The sequence below is a fragment of the bacterium genome, assembly GCA_020444325.1.
Classification (GTDB): domain Bacteria; phylum Bacteroidota; class Ignavibacteria; order SZUA-365; family SZUA-365; genus BM516.
The window spans coordinates 365,387-384,387 of sequence record JAHLLD010000002.1 but is presented as its reverse complement, the minus strand read 5'-3'; the positions used below and the strand labels follow the sequence as shown (position 1 = coordinate 384,387).

Sequence of the window (19,001 nt, the reverse complement as noted above, 5' to 3'; positions counted from 1 at the left end):
TTCGGCGTCAGTGCAATTCGAAATGCAGCTTGTATGTCAACCTGAGATTGACACCTGCCTCAGGAAGGACGGCCTTGACGCGGGAAAGATGATTCCGGTACACCTGGTCGAGCACATTCTCCGCGGAAAGTGAGAGGTTGTGTACCTGTGCTCCTGTGCTGAACGAATACTGCGCGAACCCACCCAGAATAGCATATCCCGCCGTCTCCTCTTCGAATGCATCCACACGGGACTGCCGTCCCGCAAACGTGCTGTGCATGCCGAGCTGCAGAGTTTCCCGTTTCCATGTCACTCCTACTCGTCCTTTGACCGGGGGAATCTGTGGCAGCGGATCCCCGGTTTCCGCGAAGGAACCGTGTGTGTAGCTCACGGAGGCATCAACCTGCAGCTCTGGCAGGATATGCCAGCCGATCTGTGCCTCAGCCCCGTACAGCAGGGCCTCCACACTGCTGGTCGCGTATACCGGCAGAAATGTCGCGTAGTTGATCTCACCCGTATTGCGTGGTGTGATGAAAGACTGCAGGGCATTACGGAACAGGTTTATATTGAAATACAGGGCATCCCAACGGTGATAGAGAAAAAGCTCCGTCCCGATACCGTGTTCTTCGGGAAGGTTGGGGTTGCCCACCTCATAGGAGTAGGCCGCGAGATGTGGTCCTTCCGAAAACAGCTCCTCAATAGTCGGTACCCTGCTGCTGCGGCTGACGTTCATTCCCACATGCACGATGTCGGTCACATCGATCAGCGCGGTGGCGGAGGCGGACCAGGTATGAAATTCGCGCTCACGGATGTGCCCGATACGCGCGTTCGGGTCATCATGCAGAGGAGTAATGCGGTCGTAGTTGTAGCGGACGGCAGCTTCCATCTCCACGGGGCCCATCGTCCATCGCTCAAAAAGATACGGTGCTAGATTCATGGACGTACTTGGTGAGGTAAATACGAAGCCGCCCACGCTGAAGTCGCGGTACTCATAATTGAGACCGATATTTCCCTCGTCAATCGGTCCGACACTGTGATGCGTCATCCATATGCGTCCCGGATAATTGACGATGCGAAATTCCGATCCGATGAGTCCACTGGCTTCAAACTCCTTGTGCCGGTAATACGCGCGGCTTGCCTGCACCGATACATCGTGAAGAAAGCTTCCGTCGACCGCGTAGGAAGCGCGCGCATTGATCTGGCGGCGCTCCAGTTCGATATCCACTCCATTCGGATGCGCACCCACGAAACCTCCCGGAACGCCATACGCAAGGTCGTAGCCTCGATATGAGGCGCCGCCGTAGCTGCCCCCGTCAATGTAACTGCCACCAAATCCCATGTCGGTTGAAGCAGCGGAGGAATTGTGCAGTCGTCCTTCAGGCGTATCGAGATCTCCTGCCTCACGTCGGCTTACGTCGCCACGTAAAATAAAGGACGCGAGCGGGACGCTGGCATGCGCGGACGCCAGGTATCCGCGGTTGGCGGACTCACCGTATACACCGACGGAGCCGAGCACGTGCTCATGCCTGTCCATTGCAATGTCATGCCGGATGACGTTGACGACTCCGCCGAGTGTGACCGGAGACTGCGTGAGCACGCGGGGACCGCGCAGAACTTCGATGCGCTCGGCAGCGAACGGTTCAATGGTCACCGCATGATCGGGGGAGGTTGCAGAAAGGTCTGTGGTCTTGTTCCCGTCCTCGGTGATGAGGACGCGATCGCCCCCGAGTCCACGTATCACGGGGCGCGCCGGCGCGGGTCCCATGGCGCGCATGGCGATGCCCGTTTCATTCTTCAACGTGGCGGCAAGTGTCAGACCGAGCTCCCTGTCGAGGTCTTTTCCGCGCAACACCGTGGCGACTTCGGATGGATCTTCCACGCGGGAGTGCATGTGCGTGCCGGTGACGACCACGGGTTCGGTTCGGTAATTGCGCTCGCGGAGATAGATGATCATGTCCCGTTCTTCGTGGGCAGGAACGTCGACATTCATACTCTGTTCGTGATACCCGGCCCGATTGATGCGAAGGGAATACGGCCCCGGCTTCAGCTTTTCAAAAAAGAAACTCCCCTCTTCCTGCGTCGTCTGTTCACGTGCTGCGCCAGGATCGGACTGCGGGTAAATGAACAGGTATGCATTTTCAATCGATGCTCCACTTTCCGCGTCCAGTACGATACCACGGAGTCCTGCCTGCTGCGCCAACAGCGATCCGCCGGTCAAAAGAAGCACCATACCGGTCATGGCTGCCCGTAGCAGCCATGACCGTGTCGTATGGGAATTTCGGGGCTGCTTTGCTTCGCACATCATTGCACGACCAGCGGCAGGCTGCCGGAACGGAAGTCTGCATGTCCTTCATGGAGGATGAAGAATTCTATGCTTGTGGCTCCCTGCGTTTTCCCCCGGAGACGGAAGCTGAAACTCCCTTCACTTCCACTGTCCTGCACAACCGATGCTACCGTGGTGTCGGCAATTTCCCAGTCCAGCATGTGATGTTCGGCATCGGCCTCGAAGATGTCGTCGTGCTCATCGAAAAAGCGGGCTTCGAACATGTCGCTCGTATTGTCTGCAGTTGCGAACAACGTATCGGTGCTTTCCCCGCGAAGAACCTGGGCAACAGGGTTTCCAGCCTGATACAGAACGATACCGACTGCCTCGACATGTTCTTCCTGCGGCGTTACGGGGTCGTCTTCGTCGCAGGCGGATAAAAATGGAAGAGATGTGAGTGCGAGTATGAGAAATGCTTTGCGCATGGTACTTCCTTGCGATGATTGAATACTTGTAACTGCATATGAATACATCCGCAGACAAGGAGAATGCGGACAATGCCGTTGATTATATCATGCAAGGAAAGGGGGACCGCGGACGGGGTATCCACTCAGGTGCAGACTGACGAGTCTGCAGTGCGGAATCTGCGGAAGAAGCTGGAGGAACCGAGGAACGGACGACCACTGTGTGCGGTGCGGAATACCCAGAAATGCACTGTTGGCATACCAGGCAATGTGACAGTTGGACGCGTTGTGCAGCGACTCGGAGTGATGAGTGTCCGGCACCGAAGTGACGGCATTGCTCCCGTGCAGATGGATGGCATGGTAGTGAAATGCGACCACCAGGCTGAGTGCCAGGTACGCACCCGCAAGGATGAGTGACGGAGCAGAGCTCCGTGAGTTCATATGACGCATTTTATCAAGCATGCCAGTGTCGTGCCGCAGATTCAAACACCGATGCAGGGCATCGCGTTCCGCTCCACCCTGTAAGATACGGAAAAATGAAATCCTCGCTTGCAGGGAACTTGACTCACCTGGCAGTCGTTGTGAAGATGTTCAAGTTCAAAATATCAACCGGAAACGGGACACAAACAGGTCTGAAAGATCAACATGAATACAAACGGATTGAACGGACATACGAACGGGAATGGCAGGCATGCGAATGGCAATGGCACGCATGTGAACGGGAATGGGATGCACCCGAATGGCAATGGCACACTCGGGAAAAGCAATGGGGCCCATATACTTGCTGAGTACGCCGACATGCAGGATGTGGATTTACAGGGCGATTATCACGCCGCCTCCTCAGTTGACACGCCCCTGCGCGATGATGCTTTCGTTCTCAGTGACGACGAGAAAATGCAGATCATTGAGCGCAATATGACAGAAATCCTTCACACTCTCGGACTTGATCTGACCGACGACAGTCTGAGCGGTACGCCGCATCGCGTGGCGAAAATGTACGTCAAGGAAATTTTCCAGGGATTGAAAGAAGAGAATCGTCCCGAGGCGAAGGTATTCAAAAACAGTTTTCAGTACGGTGAAATGCTGGTGGAAAAAGATATCAGCCTGCATACGACCTGCGAACACCACCTGCTCCCCATTGTCGGACGCGCGCATGTTGCTTACGTCTCCACCGGAACGGTTATCGGACTCTCGAAGATCAACCGCATTGTCGATTATTACGCACGCCGTCCCCAGGTGCAGGAACGCCTCACAAGGCAGGTCGCCGAGGAACTCAAACGTGTGCTTAATACCGAGGATGTTGCTGTGGTGATTGATGCGAAACATTTCTGCGTCGCCGCGCGCGGCATACAGGACACGCACAGCAGCACGGTGACATCAGAATTCAGCGGCACATTCCGGGATGCCGAGACACGCCAGGAATTTCTGCAGTACGTGCGCATGAACTCCGCCCAGTGATTTCCCGTTTCACGCTACCTGGTTTTACGTAATCAGAGGAGACGTCAGCGCGTCTCCTCTTTCATTTTACGCCACAGCTCGGCAATCTGTACGGCATTTGTCGCCGCACCCTTGCGCAGGTTGTCAGACACCACCCACATCATCAGTCCCCTGTCGACTCCTGGGTCCCTTCGCAGCCGGCCGACAAACACTTCGTCCCGTCCCCTTGCCGCAGCGGCAAGCGGATATTCCGCAGCGTCAGGATCATCCTGCACGATCACACCTGGAAACGCTCCGAGGAGGGACCGAACCTCATCGATACTGAAATCGCGCGCAAACTCAGCACTGACTGCTTCACTGTGACTGTCCGCCACCGGCACGCGCACACAGGTCGGGGAAACCGCCAGTTGTGGCAGGGCAAGGATTTTTCGCGTCTCATCAATCATTTTGTGTTCTTCCAGCGTGAAGCCGTCGTCAGCAAAGGCTGCGATCTGCGGAAGCGCGTTGCCGTCGATGGCATGCGGAAAAGTATTTTCCACGCTGCTGTTTCCCAGGCGTTCCTGTTCGAGCTGACGGAGTCCCTTCGAGCCTGCACCGCTCACCGCCTGATACGTCGAAACAATCACCCGCTGAAGTGTGTAGGCATCGTGCAGCGGCTTGAGCGCAACGACCATCTGTATCGTCGAGCAGTTGGGATTCGCGATGATACGCGCCCGGGTATCGGGAAGCGCGGAAGGATTGACCTCGGGTACGATAAGCGGAACGTCCGCGTGCATACGCCAGGCGCTGCTGTTGTCGATGACAACAGCACCTCGCTCAACAGCGACAGGCGCCCATTCGCGGCTTGCTGCGCCACCGGCGGAGAACAGGGCGATATCGACACCATCGAACGCATCTGCGCTGACAGGGTGCACGGGGATATCACGACCGCGAAACTGGATGACGGATCCTGCGCTGCGCTCCGAGGCCAGGGGACGCAGTTCGCGTACCGGGAAACTGTGTTCCTCGAGGACCTGCAGCATCGTGCGTCCCACGAGCCCTGTCGCCCCCACGACAGCAATCACATAATCAATCATGGCGTATATACTCAATAAAAAAACCGCCCTGTCAACATCGCAAACAGGGCGGTGAATGACAAGACACGGCGGGATCAGAAATCCGCACCGAGGGAGAAATAGTATTTCGGACTGGAGAAGCCACCGCCATGATGTGCCCAGGCGATATCGAATTTCAACGGGAAACCGAGGAACCACATGCGCGCTCCGACGCCGGTACCGATCAGCAGGTCTCCGTTGATGAGGTTGCCGTTCGCATCGCGTTCAAAGGCCTTGAAATTGTCGAAGGTATCGACCGCTGCACCAACGTCGAGGAAAATCGCGCCGTTGACAGTCTGGAGGATATACGGCAGCACACCACCGAGGAAGTACTTCACCAGCGGGAATCGCAGTTCTGCATTTCCCAGTCCATACCGCGTCACGATGCGCGCATTGTAGTTGTAACCGCGCATGGGCAGGGCTGCGGTGAGGAAGGCAAAATCTTCTTCACTGTTGATGGGGATGCGTCCATTCTCAAACGTGCGGTTGATCCAGTTGTCCGTTCCTCCGAGGAAAAAGCGCTGGGGATTGCGTCCGAAACTGCCGCCGCCCGATCCGCGCAGCACGAAGGAGAAATCACTCCAGAAACGCCAGTACTTTCGATAGTCGAACGTGGCGGAAAGGAATGTCAACGAGGAACTGCCGAGGCCCGGACTTCCGAACGCGCGCACTTCGTAGCGTGAACCGCGTACAGGGGACCAGCCACCCCAGAGGCTGTTGTCATGCACGAAGCCGATATTGGGGACGATGACGGAACGTTCACTGATGGGCAAATCGACGCGGTCAAGGTTTTCCTGGGAAAGATTCATCCAGGTCACGGATCCTTCGAGACGATTGAATTTGTTGAAGGGATACGATGCGCTGAGACCGAATCCATATTGCCGGTAGCGTACGAGATCTTCATAGTCACCACCGGTGTAGCTGAGCAGAAAGCGCGCGCTGTGGAATCCCTGCACGCCCCAGTCAATGCGTCCCGGCAGATAGTAATAGCCCAGCGCGTAATCGCTGTTTTTCAGATCACCGATCAGATTCGTGAGGAACATGATCTGATGATTGCCGAGCATGTCGCTGAACGCCATCTGCGTCGTTCCCAGAACGCCGTAGAACGTACTGAAGCCGGCATTGCCATACACGAGGTCAGCAGAAAAGCTGAGCTTGTATTTGTTGATGACAAACTCGCCGTTCTCCTTCTTGTAGTTCTGCAGCGCGAACGCGGCGCGTTGTGCCTCCGGATCGCGTCCCCCCAGATCTCCGCCGAAGAGGATACGGTCCTTTCCCGCTTTCGTGGTCGTAAGCGTGTCGTCCGCATCCTGCTGCTGGCCAAGCTGAATAACGACATCATTGCCGACGGCAACGTTTTCCTCCTCGGAAGCAGTGTCGTCGGGAACTGCTGTCGCACTCGCCAGCGATGCCCCGGTACTCTCCATATCCTTTTCCTGGATACGCCGCTCGAGATATACCGTCGGCGGAAGCTCGTCTACGGCTTCCCGCTCGAAGGGAGACTTGAGCAGGAAAATGTCGAAGCCAGCTTCAAACATGGACGAGAACGCCAGTTTTTTTCCGTCCTCTGAGATCGACATCTGATACACGCCGCTCAGGGAATTGGTGATGGGATACTCTCTCCCACTCTCGAATTCATGGATGTACAGGTTCTTGATACCGTTCCTGTCGGCGATGAACAGCAGTTTGTCGCCTTCGGGACTCACGATGGGATAGCTTTCGTCGGCATTCGGCGTACTCGTGAGTCGCTCGATGCGACCGTTTTCCACCTCGACGCGATACAGGTCCATTTGGTTGTAATCATGTTCAAAGATGTTGAAATCTTCCGGCAGCGCCGATGGCTCGAGATACTGCTGCCGGTCACTTGAGAAGTAAATGTACTTTCCATCCGGCGACCATGACGGCTCCGCATCATTGAACACGTCATCCATCAGTTTTCGCGTGCGTTTTTCCTTCAGGTCATACACCCAGATATCGCTCTGTATGGTGGAATTCCCGACATAGGCAATGCGACCGCCGTCAGGGGACCACTGCACGGAGAAGATGCCGTCCTTGCTGACCGGAAGAGCCTCGTAATCACCGCTTTCCGCATCCACGATGCTGATGGCGTCGTTCGCTCCCGCTTTGGATGCCAGAGCCAGGAACTTGCCGTCCGGCGACCAGGTGAGGCCGGGCGTCAGCAGATGCAGTTCTTCAAAATCGTTCGTGTTATTTCCGTCAAGGATTTTACGCACGTTGCTGCCGTCAATGGCAGACATCATGTACACGCCGAAATAGTCGTCACGGTTGGAAATAAAGGCGATGCGATCACCCGACGGGGAAATGGCCGGACTCGTATTATAAAACGCACCCGCCTTGTTGTGATCCGTGAGCCGTTTCGCGTAGTCGCGCGGAGACTCCCGGATGGCGACATCCGGGTAGTACAGTTTCTTCTGCTCATTCATCCAGCGCTCTGACAGTTCCTTGAGATCGAGTCCGATAGACTCTTTCAACCCGCGATCGACACTACGCCGGGAACGGATGCTGTTGAGTACTTCGGCGATTTTCTGCTCCCCGTATTTTTCGCTGATATACCACCAGACCGACTGTCCCCCGCGATAGGCAAAATATCCGCCCAGATACTGAATCGGCGGCAGGTAATTGCTCGTCGACGCATCGCGAATGAACATGTCGGAATTCGTATCCCAGCCACCGAGCGCTTCATACTCCGCCAGTCCTTCATTCATCCACAGCGGCAGCACGAGCTGGATACGGTTCGACACCGCTGCCTGGAAAGACCCGCCGTAGAACATCTCGTTGATCACGGCATGCACCAACTCGTGGTGAATCACATGCCGGAACTGCGAATATGAGCCCTCAAAGGGAATCACGACGCGGTTTTTGAACAGCTCCGTCACACCGCCGATGCCCTCTTCGAGGTAACTGCCGACGACATTCGTCTGCTGAAAGTCGTTGTGGGAGTTGTAGACAATGAAGGGGATGCGCTGTGTAATGCGGTATCCGAGGGTCTTCTGCACACTTTCAAGCGCCACTTCCGCAGCGCGCGCGGTGAAGGCGGCGAGCTCATACCCGTCGTTCGCGTAATACACATCAAAATGTTCCGACTGAATGTAATACCAGTCGAAATCCGTGTACTGCACCTTGTTCTTCCCGAAATACTGCGCACTTCCCTGCTCAGCAAAGAACGGCAGTATCATCAGGATGAGAACGGTGGTAATAATGCGCTTAGGCATCATGTAATCTGCCTCGAAATGAACCAATACATGGAAAAATCATCAATGCAACATAATAGCCAGCGAACGCAGATCAGTCAAGCCATTTATGCGCAAGCGTTTAGCCATCTCCGCTGAAATACACGGAATTGTACTGAGCGGCGAACCGGACATCCCTTTGACACCGATTTCGTATATTGGGTTACGCCGACCATTCAATTTCCACGCATTCCCCATGAAACGCTTCATCATTGTACTTGCGATCGGACTATTCATGACTGCCTGCTCTTCTCCTGACTGTGATACCCTGTTCCATAATGCCGAAGTCCACACGATGGACGACCAGCTCAGCACCACCGGGGCTTTCGTAGTGCGTGACGGACGCATCGCCGCCACCGGCTCATATGAGGAATTGAGCGGGAAATGGCATCCACGCAGGGAGGTTGACCTCGCTGGTGCACAGGTATTCCCGGGCTTCATCGATGCGCATGCGCATCTTTACGGACTCGGGGAGGAGGAAGTAACTGTGCAGTTGCTCGGCACCGGCAGCGTCGCTGAAATACAATCGCTCTTACGGGATCAGCTCCGGAATTACACCGAAGGCGACTGGATTCGCGGCAGAGGATGGGATCAAAATGACTGGGAAAAGCAGGAATTCCCTTCGATGCGGGATCTGGATGCGGTTACCACCGCGCACCCGGTCTTCCTCAGCCGCGTTGACGGCCATGCCGGCTGGGTCAATTCGGCTGCACTTGAGCGCTGCAATATTACGCGGGACACGCCCGACCCGGAAGGAGGACGCATACTGCGCGATGTGAACGGCAATCCAACGGGAATCCTCCTCGACAATGCAATGGAACTCGTACGCAGCCATATCCCTCCCCCGGATATGGAGCAGCGACGCAGCGCCTATGCGGCAGCCATACGCCGCTGTCTCGCGACGGGCATGACGGGCATGCACGATATGGGACTCGACGGCGAGGATATCGAGGCGTTGCGCGGATTGATTGAAGATGACGCTTTCCCGTTTCATATGGTGGGGTACGTCGACGGACGCGGGGATACATGGGAGTCGAACCTTAAGCGGGGACGTCAAAGTATTGGTGCGCAACAACTTACCATTGCAGGCCTCAAGCTGTACGCTGATGGTGCACTCGGCTCACGGGGGGCGTGGCTGCTGGAACCGTATCGTGATGATGCAGGCAATCGTGGCATCCCCATCATAGACCGAGACACCATTGCTTACGAGTCCACGCGTGCAATTCGGGCCGGGATGCAGGTCTGCGTGCACGCCATCGGCGATGCCGCGGTGCGCACCGTGCTCGACGCTTATGCCATGGCACTGGAAGAGGCTGGCGAGGCCCGTTATCCCCTGCGGGTGGAACATGCCCAGGTCATTTCGCCGGCCGATATTCCGCGCTTTGCGGCGCTCGGGGTTCTGCCTTCGATGCAGCCGACGCATTGCACCAGCGACATGTACTGGGCCGAGGCGCGTCTCGGTGCGGCTCGCATCGCGGGCGCGTATGCATGGCAATCCCTCATCCGCAGCGGAACCATCGTACCCGGCGGCAGTGATTTCCCGGTGGAACGCCCGGATCCACTCGCCGGTATGTATGCCGCGGCATTCCGTATGGATGCGGAAGGACGTCCTTCCACACCACAGGATATCACCGCTGCGTTCACCACAGACGGAAGCGATGAAAACAGCACACAGAGGTGGGAAAACGGTTGGTATGCCGCCGAACGCATGACGCGCGAACAGGCAGTGCGGGCGTTCACCACCTGGGCGGCAGAAGCGGCGGGACTCGGTGACGACCTCGGGTCGCTCGAACCCGGGAAATGGGCGGATTTCGTTGTGCTGTCCGCAAATATCCTTGAAATTCCGCGCGAGAATTTCCTTTCGACCCGCGTCCTTTCCACCTGGGTACGGGGCACCGAAGTGTACAGTGCGAAATAACGCTTTTCTTCCTCCTGTGAAACATTCCTGCCATTTTCGGGGTACAAACAGCTGACCACCCTCTCCTTTCCCCGGAGAGGGTATCATTTGGACGCTGTTCTTTCGTATCTTTGCAGATGCGTGTTTTTTCAACCACCTCATGCGTTTTTCCCACGATGAAGAAGCTTTTTCCGATCCTTTTCCTTGCGGCATTCTGTACTGTTTCCGCGGGTGCCCAGCAGTTCGAGCTTTCGTACCGTCTTGCAAAGGACACCTACAAGTTCAAACAGCTGGAAGAGACCAATGCACTCGGACAGACCAATGACGGTCGGACGACGGAGATCAACCGGAAAACCACACGCTACGTGACGGTGGAGATCGAATCCGTCGGAGCCAACGGCATCAGTTACCGATCCGTGCAGGATACCGCCATTGTCGAAGAAAGCACCACGGATCCGCGCATTCAGCAGCAGAACCTGATCGTGCAGAATATCCTCACAGGCAAGCCTGTCCTGGTGCGGCAGTCCCCTTCCGGACTCACCATGGAAAACCGTGCGCTGCAGCCGCTGAATGCGTCGCGAATGCTCGGGCCCTCGGCAAATGACGCCATGTTCACCCCGCGGGCGGTGATTCTTCCCATCCTTCCCACCCGTCCCCTCGAAGTCGGGATGCGATGGACGGAAACACATGCGGACACGCTCAATCCCAGCAAAACAATTCCTCAATACGGTACCGGGAATGGCGTCCGCTACCTGCAGAGCAGTACCGAGTACGTGGTCGAGGAGCTGCAGGAGGTTGCCGGGAAGCGCTGCGTCAAAATCAGCTGGAAAGGCCTGAGCAGCATGGAGGAAAAGCTGATCTTCAGCAGGCTTGAAGAATACAATGAGGAAACGACAAAAAGCAGCGGTGAGATGCTCGTGGAAATCGACAGCGGCCTCCCCCGTCACGTCGACGTCTACGCCGACAAGGAAGCAACACGTGCCTTTTTCGGCGGTGAATCAAGCGTCATCCCGACCTCCATCAATACCCATACCGTTCTTGACCTCATATCTCATTAATGATACCCCGGAGTTTTTATGCGCAATCTTATCTACCTCTTCGTGCTTCTCGTCCTGGCGCTGCCTGTGCGCGCGCAGGATGCCATATTCCGTTATGAAGAGGGCGTGGAGTACAAGTACCTTATCGAGCAGTCCGGCCTCACCATCCAGGAAGTCCAGGGTCGCTCCATTACCGGCACAAATGAAACCACGATCAGCTCCATACTGACCGTCGTCGAAAAGCTGGATGGTGGCGATCTCCGTCTGAATATGCTCATCGAGAGCGCTCTCGCCATCAGCGAGGGTCCGGAAACAACCGAGACGAGTGGAACGGAATCAGCCGGGAAATCTGTGACCTTCACCCTCGACGCCGATGGACACGTCAGTGATGTCGACACAAGCATCAGAGCGCTGGCCCCGAAAACGCAGACTCTGCTGATGCTGCAGCTGAATATCTTCGCCCGCCTCGATCCCGAGCAGCTGCACGCTGGCGGAGAATGGGAACGTAACGAATCGGATACAACCAGTTCGGAAGAAGGAACCGAGATCATCACCGAAACGGAAAAGACGTACACGGTCAAGGCCGAGAAAGACATCAATGGGCACAACAGTCTCGAAATCATCGTGGAAACCGCACAGGACATCGACGGGAAAATCGTGCAGAACGCGGAGATCATGGTCAGCGGGAAGCGCGAAGGAAAGGGCAAATATTACTACTCGGCAGATGAAGGGCTGGTCACGAAAATCGACGCTGAGTTGAATCTGGATCAGACGCTGATGGTTACCGCGAACAACATGCGTATTCCGATTACATCCACCCAGTCCATGAAAATCGAACTCGTCTCCCCCTGATTCGGAACCGCATCCCTGACCGGGAAAATGGTGAGAACTTTTTACCCTCTCATGCGTATACGCGTGAAATTGCATCATTCATCAGCATTGGTGTGACCAATGAAACATTTTGTACCGATCCCTTCCCTGCTGCTGCTCTTCCTGCTGCTTGCCGTGGCAACACCGGCGCTCGCGCAGGTGGATCCTGCGGCGGAAGACAGTCTGCGTGCAGTGCAGGAAGTTCAGCTCAAACAGAAGAAGCTGACCCAGGAACTCGACGGACTCAATGCAGAACTGGAACGCATCGAGTCACAGCCCGAGAGTGCGGAACGCGACGAACGCATCGCCACCCTCGAACAGCAGATCAGCAACATCGAGAACCGCCTCGAAGCACTCGAGCGCAGCATCGACGACACATCTGACGATAGCTGGGATGAGGATGAATGGGAAGATGACGGTTCCTGGGAGGATGACAGCTCCTGGGAAGACGACAGCTCATGGGATGAAGAAGACAGCGAATGGTCGTGGTGGAAAGACGATGAAGATGGTGACGAGTTTGATCTTGAGGACACCTTCTTCAAAAAATATCCCGGAGACTTCCCGTGGATGTTCCCCATGATGTCACGTCTTCATGAGAGCTTCCTCCGTTACAACAGGGTTGAGGGACTGTATCTCGGACTCGCGCAGCCCAAGCGCCTGTACTGGCACAGCAAACCCTGGCTCGTGAGCACGGCTTCCCTCGGCTACGGATTCGCCAATCATACCTGGCGCTACAGCCTCGGGATGTATTTCCCCATCTATCTTGACGATCAGATCATCGAGATCGGCGGAAAGGGATACAGCCTGACGGACTCGAAAGACCAGTGGGCGTTCGACCGTGATGAAAATACGGCGACGGCATTGATCGCACGCGAGGATTATCTCGATTACTTCGAGCGCAGAGGCTTCACGGTTTCCGCTGCATGGTACTACCGCAATGAAGCGGGCATCAATGTGCGCGCAAGTGCGGGGTATGTGCATGATACCTACGGGAACATGAACCGGGAGACCAACTGGTCGATCTTCGGAGGAGACAAGCAGTTTCGTTACAACCCGGCCATCAACGATGGCAACGTCAACAGCATGGTGTTTTCCGCAGGCTTCAATACACTTGCCAGCCTTGACGATCGCGGACACGGCTGGGATGCACAGCTACAGTACGAGATGGCGGGCGGATTCGCCGCCGGTGATTTCGAGTTTTCGCAGATCACGGCTTCCGTGCGCCGTTATCAGCCCCTCGGTGAGCATCTGAATCTCAACCTGCGCGCCCGTGCAGGAGTGAGCGACGGCATGGTACCGCAGCAGCGCGCCTTCGAACTCGGCGGACCCGGTACACTCCCGGGTTATCGCTTCAAGGAGTTCGCCGGCAGTCATGTCATGCTCCTCAGTGCGGAGTTCATCGTCCGCAGCAGCATCGTGGGCAACGCCCGCGGCTGGGCAAAGAACATTCTGAAGAACACCAATATTATTTTCTTCGGTAATGCCGGTTCAACGAACAATGCCTCCCCGCTGCTCGGCGAGCTCACGGACGTAACACGCGGAGCGTACGACGTCAACATGACTGACGACTTCGTGCTCAACAACTGGAAATCCGATATCGGCGTTGCCCTTGGAAGCGCCTCCGGCGATTTTCGCATCGGTGCTTCCTGGCGGCTCGACAGGGACGAATCGCCCAACTTCGTCCTGCGCTTCACGCGTCCGTTCTGACCTGAAAGATCAAAATCCCCTTCCATACAAGCCGTCCCGCATTGCGGGACGGTTTTTTTTGCATCCCGGCAATGCAAATATGCAGTTTCTGCATATCCTGCCCGTCAGGATTATGCACTTTCTGCATAATTCACGCGGCGGAATTATGCACTTTCTGCATAATTCAGACCTGGAGAAGCAGTAAAACGGTATAAAATTGACGTGGGAGGAAGCTCAGGCGCTGTCGGCCTGCTTGGCTGCATCGCACTGACCGGCGCTGCGTATGGCTTCCGCACTTCGTTCGCATGCACTTTCGATCGTGTCTTCAGGAAGGATTTCGACGATGGTGGACTCATGCCGCCGCGTCAGGCACCAGGATGCGATGATGCGCATTTCATCGATATCTTCCTTGCGGCCCTGGAACAGCTCTTCCTGCCGGGAGAAGAATACATCTTCGATCTTGTTATGCAGCAATACTTCGGGGAGAGATTTCTGATCGACGAGAAATTGCGCTGCGAGCATGCCCGATTTGATGAGATGCACGTCAACGTTGCTGCGCCGCGCGAGGGTGATGATCACCAGGTTCTGCTTGCGCACGGACTGCACCATCAGGCGCTGCTGCCGGATAATACGTTCAACTGCGGCGATGCGATCACGCAGCACTGCTGCCCCTTCGAAATCGAGTTCTTCCGCGCGCGTTTCCATGCGTCCACGCAGGCGGTCGAGAACGCTGTCCTGCTCTCCCTGCAGAAACAGCACGATGTCATCGACTTCCCGCTGATACTCGGGTTTTCCCGTCACTGCCGCGCACGGCGCGCCACAGCGTTTGATCTCATGATACAGGCAAGGGGTATTGTCGGCGTCCGGTTTGATATTGCCGTCACACTCACGAAGCATAAAGAGCTTGTTGATGCTGTCAAGCGCATCCTCCACCGCAAAGCGTGAACGAAACGGTCCAAAATAATCCGCTCCATCATTCTCGATATCATAACACCAGCCAATGGTGGGCCAGTCGTTGGCAACATCGATACGGATGAACGGATACTTCCTGTAGCGCTTCAGCTGCGTATTGAACGGGGGCTGATGCTGCTTGATCAGCCGTGACTCGTTGAGCAGCGCCGACAGTTCCGTCTCCATCTCCTTCCAGGTGATGCCGTGCACGGCACGCACAAGCCGCCTGATCTTGGACGTATGCCCGATGTTGTGATAGAAGTACGAGCTGACGCGTTCTTTCAGGTCCCGGGCCTTGCCGATATACAGCACATCGCCGCGCCTGTCGTGGAAGAAGTACACCCCGGGTGCATGGGGCAGCTCGGAGAGATTGTCCTGCAGCCGGGTGAAATACCTTGGTGCACCGGTAATGCGGTATATCTGCTTGTTCTGAAACGAGAGCAGCTCACCGACATCGTGCGTATCGAACTCTTCTTCCAGGATCCGGATGAAATTGAGTAAGACGACAGCCGTTGCCTCTGCATCACCGGTCGCCCGGTGACGATTGCGAATGCGGATGTTGAAATGGGCGGCGAGCGCGCCGAGGTTTTTCTTGCTTTTCTTCGGGATCAGCCGCCGCGCAAGACGTGCGGTACAGAGATTCGGCACCTGCAGGGGTTCGAGTCCGCAGCGGCGCAGCGTCGCGTCCACAAATGAGCGATCGAAACGCACATTGTGTCCCACGAAGATGGCATCGCCGATGAACCTGCGCACTTCGGACATGACGTCTTCAGCCGGTGGTGCGCCGTATACCATTGCGTTGGTTATACCGGTGAGACGCTGAATTTCTTCGGGAATGAACTGCTTCGGATTGATAAGAGAACTGTATCGGTCGACGATCTGATTTCCCCGTAATCGGACGAGCGCGATCTCCGTAATCCGGTTGCGGTCGGGACTCAGCCCCGTTGTTTCGACGTCACATACGACGAATTCCATATCCGCAATCTGAAGCTGATACGTGCTGTCATGTTCCGGCATGGAAAGAAATCAGATGGTGAAACTGGGCTGTCGTGTCAAACGACATCGTAGAAATTTCGATTCTGGATCTTGATGACGCGTCCGGGACGCTGCGCGAGAAGGCTGTAGTCATGCGTCGCCATGATAATGGCAGTACCGCGTTTGTTCACCCTGTCAAAAATCGCGAGGATATCACGCGATGCGGAGGGATCAAGATTGCCCGTCGGCTCATCGGCAAGCAGGATGACAGGGTCGTTGACGAGCGCCCGCGCGATGGCGACGCGCTGCTTTTCACCGCCGGAGAGATCGTCGGGCATGGCAAATTCTTTTGAGGAGAGTCCGACCTCGGCCAGCAGGCGATGCACTTTGGAGGAAATCGCCTGCCGGCGTGCCCCGGTGACATGCAGGGCGAAAGCCACATTGTCGAACACATTCCGGTCTTCGAGCAGCCGGTAGTCCTGGAACACGATACCGATGGTCCTTCGCAAAAAGGGAACCTGATGCCGCGTGATGCTCGATGAGTCATAACCGCCAATGCGCACACGTCCCATGGTCGGCAGCGTGTCCATATACAGCAATCTCAAAAACGAACTTTTCCCTATACCCGTCTCACCGATGACGTACACGAATTCTCCTTCTGCGATCATGAGATTGGCGCGATCGAAGATGTCCTGATTGCCAAAGGTCAGTCGGACGTTGTGAAATTCGATCATCGCGCTGCGTCTCCTTGCAGAGTGAGGTTACTGCAATCTATTCAATGCAATGGTACGGGCAAAATACACGGCTTCTTTCATGCTCTCCGCACTGGCGATACCGTGACCGGCAATATTGTACGCCGTCCCGTGATCCGGTGATGTGCGCACGATCGGAAGCCCCGATGTCACATTCACTCCCCTCCCCATCGCGCTGAGTTTGAGAGGCACCAGGCCCTGGTCGTGGTACATCGCGATGATCAGATCGTACATCTGCTGTGTATGTGCGGAAAAGAAACCATCTGCGGGAAACGGTCCCTCGACGTTAATGCCTTCATTCTGCAGTGCAAGCACAGCGGGTTGAATGATATCCGCTTCCTCGTCGCCGAGCACACCGCCGTCACCGGCATGAGGATTCAGACCGAGCACCGCAATGCGCGGTGCATCGATGGCGAAATCATCAATCATTGCACGATGGCCGAGCCGCACCGTTCGCTCGACACGTTCGCGCGTGATGAGCGCCGCCACATCACGCAGAGGAACATGGATGGTCACCAGTCCGACATTCATCGTATTGCTGCTCAAAATCATCAGCACGTTTTCACCGCTCTCGCAGAGTGAGGCAAGCAGGTCGGTGTGGCCATGAAAAGGACTCCCCGCAAGGGCAATGGCCTCCTTGGATATCGGTGCCGTGACGAGTGCCTGCGCATCGCCGGAACGCACGGCATCGAACGCCGCCTGGATCGCGGCGAGACTGATGCGGCCCGATTCAGCGGTGGGACCCCCGACAGCGTCCTCATTGAATGCACCGTCAGTGACGATATATCCGACGCTTCCTTCCGCGGCTTCAGAAATGCGCTGCAGTTTTTGAAGAGGGACATCAATACCGAGCTGCTCATGGTAATGCAGGATGACGTCTTCCGGACCGAAGAGCACCGGACGGCAGCTGTCGAGAAGATCGGAACGCTGGAATGCCTTGAGCGCAATTTCCGGTCCGATCCCGTTTATATCACCAATGGAAATGGCTATTAAAGGGAGCATGATCATTCTTCATAAAGTTGGAAATCCCCATCTCCTTTCGTGTCCACGAAATGGAACGTCTTGCTGAGAGATGGGTAATACCAGATTTCCTCCGCGGGTTCGTCGCTCGTGAGGAAACGCTGCGTCTCTTCGGGGGGACCGAAAAGGATATACACTTTTCCCCGGTCAGTCAGGGCGCCGTTGCGCTCGTACAGTGTCTGGAAACGGTCGATGGTCTCGTCGACGCGACGAAAATACTCAGTCATCATTTCGTTGTACTCGGTTTCCGGAGTGTTGTCAAGCTCACTCCAGTACTTCCTGAAGTGCATCATCATCTCACGCCGGTCACCGCTTCGCATCCTGTCGTATTCATCTTCGGTCAGGATATAACGCATGACATCAATGGCGAACTCGATGTCGCGCAGTGAATACGGCATGTCACGCCAGTAGATACGTGTATCCGTAACGACGGAGTCGACACCCTCGGCACTCCTGGCGATAACAGTGAGACGGTACGCGCCGACATCGAGTTTCTCGATCGGTAATTTCAGGACAACGAGCGTCGCCTGTGTCTTGCACGATGTCTGGATGTCAAAACTGCGTACACGGCCATTCCCCTTCTGTGGGAGAATGTCGCGCAGAATTGTTGTCGGCTGCAGTGTCTGCAGCGGCAGCGCATCATCGTCGTCGATCACTTCCCCATCCTCATCCAGCCGCGACAACCTCACGCTCCAGTCCGCATGCCAGTCCGGCGCGGCTGCAATACCGATGAGTCCGGGAGATGCAAATGGCAGCGTCCCGTCATACCCGAGTACACTGTAGACACTCCCTCCCGGCGCATCCTCCATTGAGAGTGCGACCGGTTGACCGAACGTCCCTTTTTCCCGCACATTTTTCACCTTCAGAGTGCGCACGATATTGCGCTCCCGGGTAGAGCCACGATCCGTTACGTGGATGAGAAACTCATAGTCCCCTTCCTCGAGATAAAAGACCTGGTGAAAGAGCAGGAATTCGTCGCGCATCTCCGAGGTCTCATAACTGGCGCTGTTGAGCGAGGCGAAATGGTTGTATGTCTTGACCGTCTTCCCGTCCTTCCGCGCATGCATACTGATTTCCGCACCTGCGTGATACAGTGAATCCGCCGCTCCCTTCTCGGACCTCGTGAACACCATGAAGTCGTAGGAAATGCGCAGATACAGGTCAACCCGATTCACACCAACGGAATCGGACGGCAGCTGAGCCACCTCCGCATACAGCTTGTGTCCATAGCGGATATCGGGGATGTCCTGTGGCTGAGCCTGCAGAGGGAATACAAGTGCACTCAGTACAACAACGGTGAGAAGATGCATCCGGGTCAAAAACAT

At 55.9% G+C, this 19,001-nt stretch carries 14 protein-coding genes; 5 read left to right on the top strand and 9 right to left on the bottom strand.

Annotated elements, in window-relative coordinates; translation table 11 throughout:
- Positions 1–7 precede the first annotated feature (7 nt).
- From KQI65_04355 to KQI65_04345, 3 genes are all read right to left on the bottom strand, one after another.
- Entirely contained in the window at positions 8–2,209 is a 2,202-nt protein-coding gene (locus KQI65_04355) for a TonB-dependent receptor (GenBank protein ID MCB2203957.1), read from the bottom strand.
- A gap of 71 nt (positions 2,210–2,280) precedes the next feature.
- A complete protein-coding gene (locus KQI65_04350; GenBank protein MCB2203956.1) occupies positions 2,281–2,727 on the bottom strand; it encodes a hypothetical protein in 447 nt (148 codons plus the stop codon).
- A gap of 87 nt (positions 2,728–2,814) precedes the next feature.
- The gene (locus KQI65_04345) at positions 2,815–3,147 is read right to left on the bottom strand and encodes a hypothetical protein (GenBank protein ID MCB2203955.1); all 333 of its coding nucleotides are present in this window, start codon (positions 3,145–3,147) and stop codon (positions 2,815–2,817) included.
- Between the two features lie 204 nt (positions 3,148–3,351).
- Between KQI65_04345 and folE the strand changes: the two genes are divergently transcribed.
- Complete coding sequence (gene folE / locus KQI65_04340; protein MCB2203954.1) at positions 3,352–4,164, top strand: GTP cyclohydrolase I FolE; 813 nt, start codon at positions 3,352–3,354, stop codon at positions 4,162–4,164.
- 44 nt (positions 4,165–4,208) lie between these two features.
- On the opposite strand, the gene KQI65_04335 is transcribed toward folE, so the two are convergent.
- Together KQI65_04335 and KQI65_04330 are read right to left on the bottom strand one after the other, a co-directional pair.
- Complete coding sequence (locus tag KQI65_04335) at positions 4,209–5,219, bottom strand: aspartate-semialdehyde dehydrogenase (GenBank protein MCB2203953.1); 1,011 nt, start codon at positions 5,217–5,219, stop codon at positions 4,209–4,211.
- Positions 5,220–5,293: 74 nt separating this feature from the next.
- Complete coding sequence (locus KQI65_04330; GenBank protein MCB2203952.1) at positions 5,294–8,434, bottom strand: DPP IV N-terminal domain-containing protein; 3,141 nt, start codon at positions 8,432–8,434, stop codon at positions 5,294–5,296.
- 250 nt (positions 8,435–8,684) lie between these two features.
- On the opposite strand from KQI65_04330, the gene KQI65_04325 reads away from it, so the two are divergent.
- The 4 genes from KQI65_04325 to KQI65_04310 all read left to right on the top strand — a co-directional run bounded on the left by KQI65_04325 (position 8,685) and on the right by KQI65_04310 (position 13,999).
- Positions 8,685–10,406 (top strand): amidohydrolase, encoded by a 1,722-nt coding sequence (locus tag KQI65_04325; protein ID MCB2203951.1) that lies wholly within the window; start codon positions 8,685–8,687, stop codon positions 10,404–10,406.
- Between the two features lie 155 nt (positions 10,407–10,561).
- Entirely contained in the window at positions 10,562–11,443 is an 882-nt protein-coding gene (locus tag KQI65_04320) for a hypothetical protein (GenBank protein MCB2203950.1), read from the top strand.
- A gap of 18 nt (positions 11,444–11,461) precedes the next feature.
- Positions 11,462–12,274 (top strand): hypothetical protein, encoded by an 813-nt coding sequence (locus KQI65_04315; GenBank protein MCB2203949.1) that lies wholly within the window; start codon positions 11,462–11,464, stop codon positions 12,272–12,274.
- A 99-nt stretch (positions 12,275–12,373) separates the two neighbouring features.
- Positions 12,374–13,999 carry a BamA/TamA family outer membrane protein gene (locus KQI65_04310; GenBank protein ID MCB2203948.1) on the top strand — a complete coding sequence of 542 codons (1,626 nt, stop codon included), beginning with the start codon at positions 12,374–12,376 and terminating at the stop codon, positions 13,997–13,999.
- A 213-nt stretch (positions 14,000–14,212) separates the two neighbouring features.
- Here KQI65_04310 and KQI65_04305 read toward each other — a convergent pair whose 3' ends face one another.
- The 4 genes from KQI65_04305 to KQI65_04290 are packed head-to-tail and all read right to left on the bottom strand — an operon-like array spanning position 14,213 to position 19,001.
- Positions 14,213–15,946: a DEDD exonuclease domain-containing protein gene (locus KQI65_04305; protein ID MCB2203947.1), complete on the bottom strand. Its 1,734-nt coding sequence runs from the start codon at positions 15,944–15,946 to the stop codon at positions 14,213–14,215.
- 35 nt (positions 15,947–15,981) lie between these two features.
- Entirely contained in the window at positions 15,982–16,638 is a 657-nt protein-coding gene (locus tag KQI65_04300; GenBank protein ID MCB2203946.1) for an ATP-binding cassette domain-containing protein, read from the bottom strand.
- 27 nt (positions 16,639–16,665) lie between these two features.
- Positions 16,666–17,658, bottom strand: a complete 993-nt coding sequence (gene pdxA / locus KQI65_04295; protein MCB2203945.1) for a 4-hydroxythreonine-4-phosphate dehydrogenase PdxA — start codon at positions 17,656–17,658, stop codon at positions 16,666–16,668.
- Positions 17,659–17,660: 2 nt separating this feature from the next.
- The gene (locus KQI65_04290; protein MCB2203944.1) at positions 17,661–19,001 is read right to left on the bottom strand and encodes a GWxTD domain-containing protein; all 1,341 of its coding nucleotides are present in this window, start codon (positions 18,999–19,001) and stop codon (positions 17,661–17,663) included.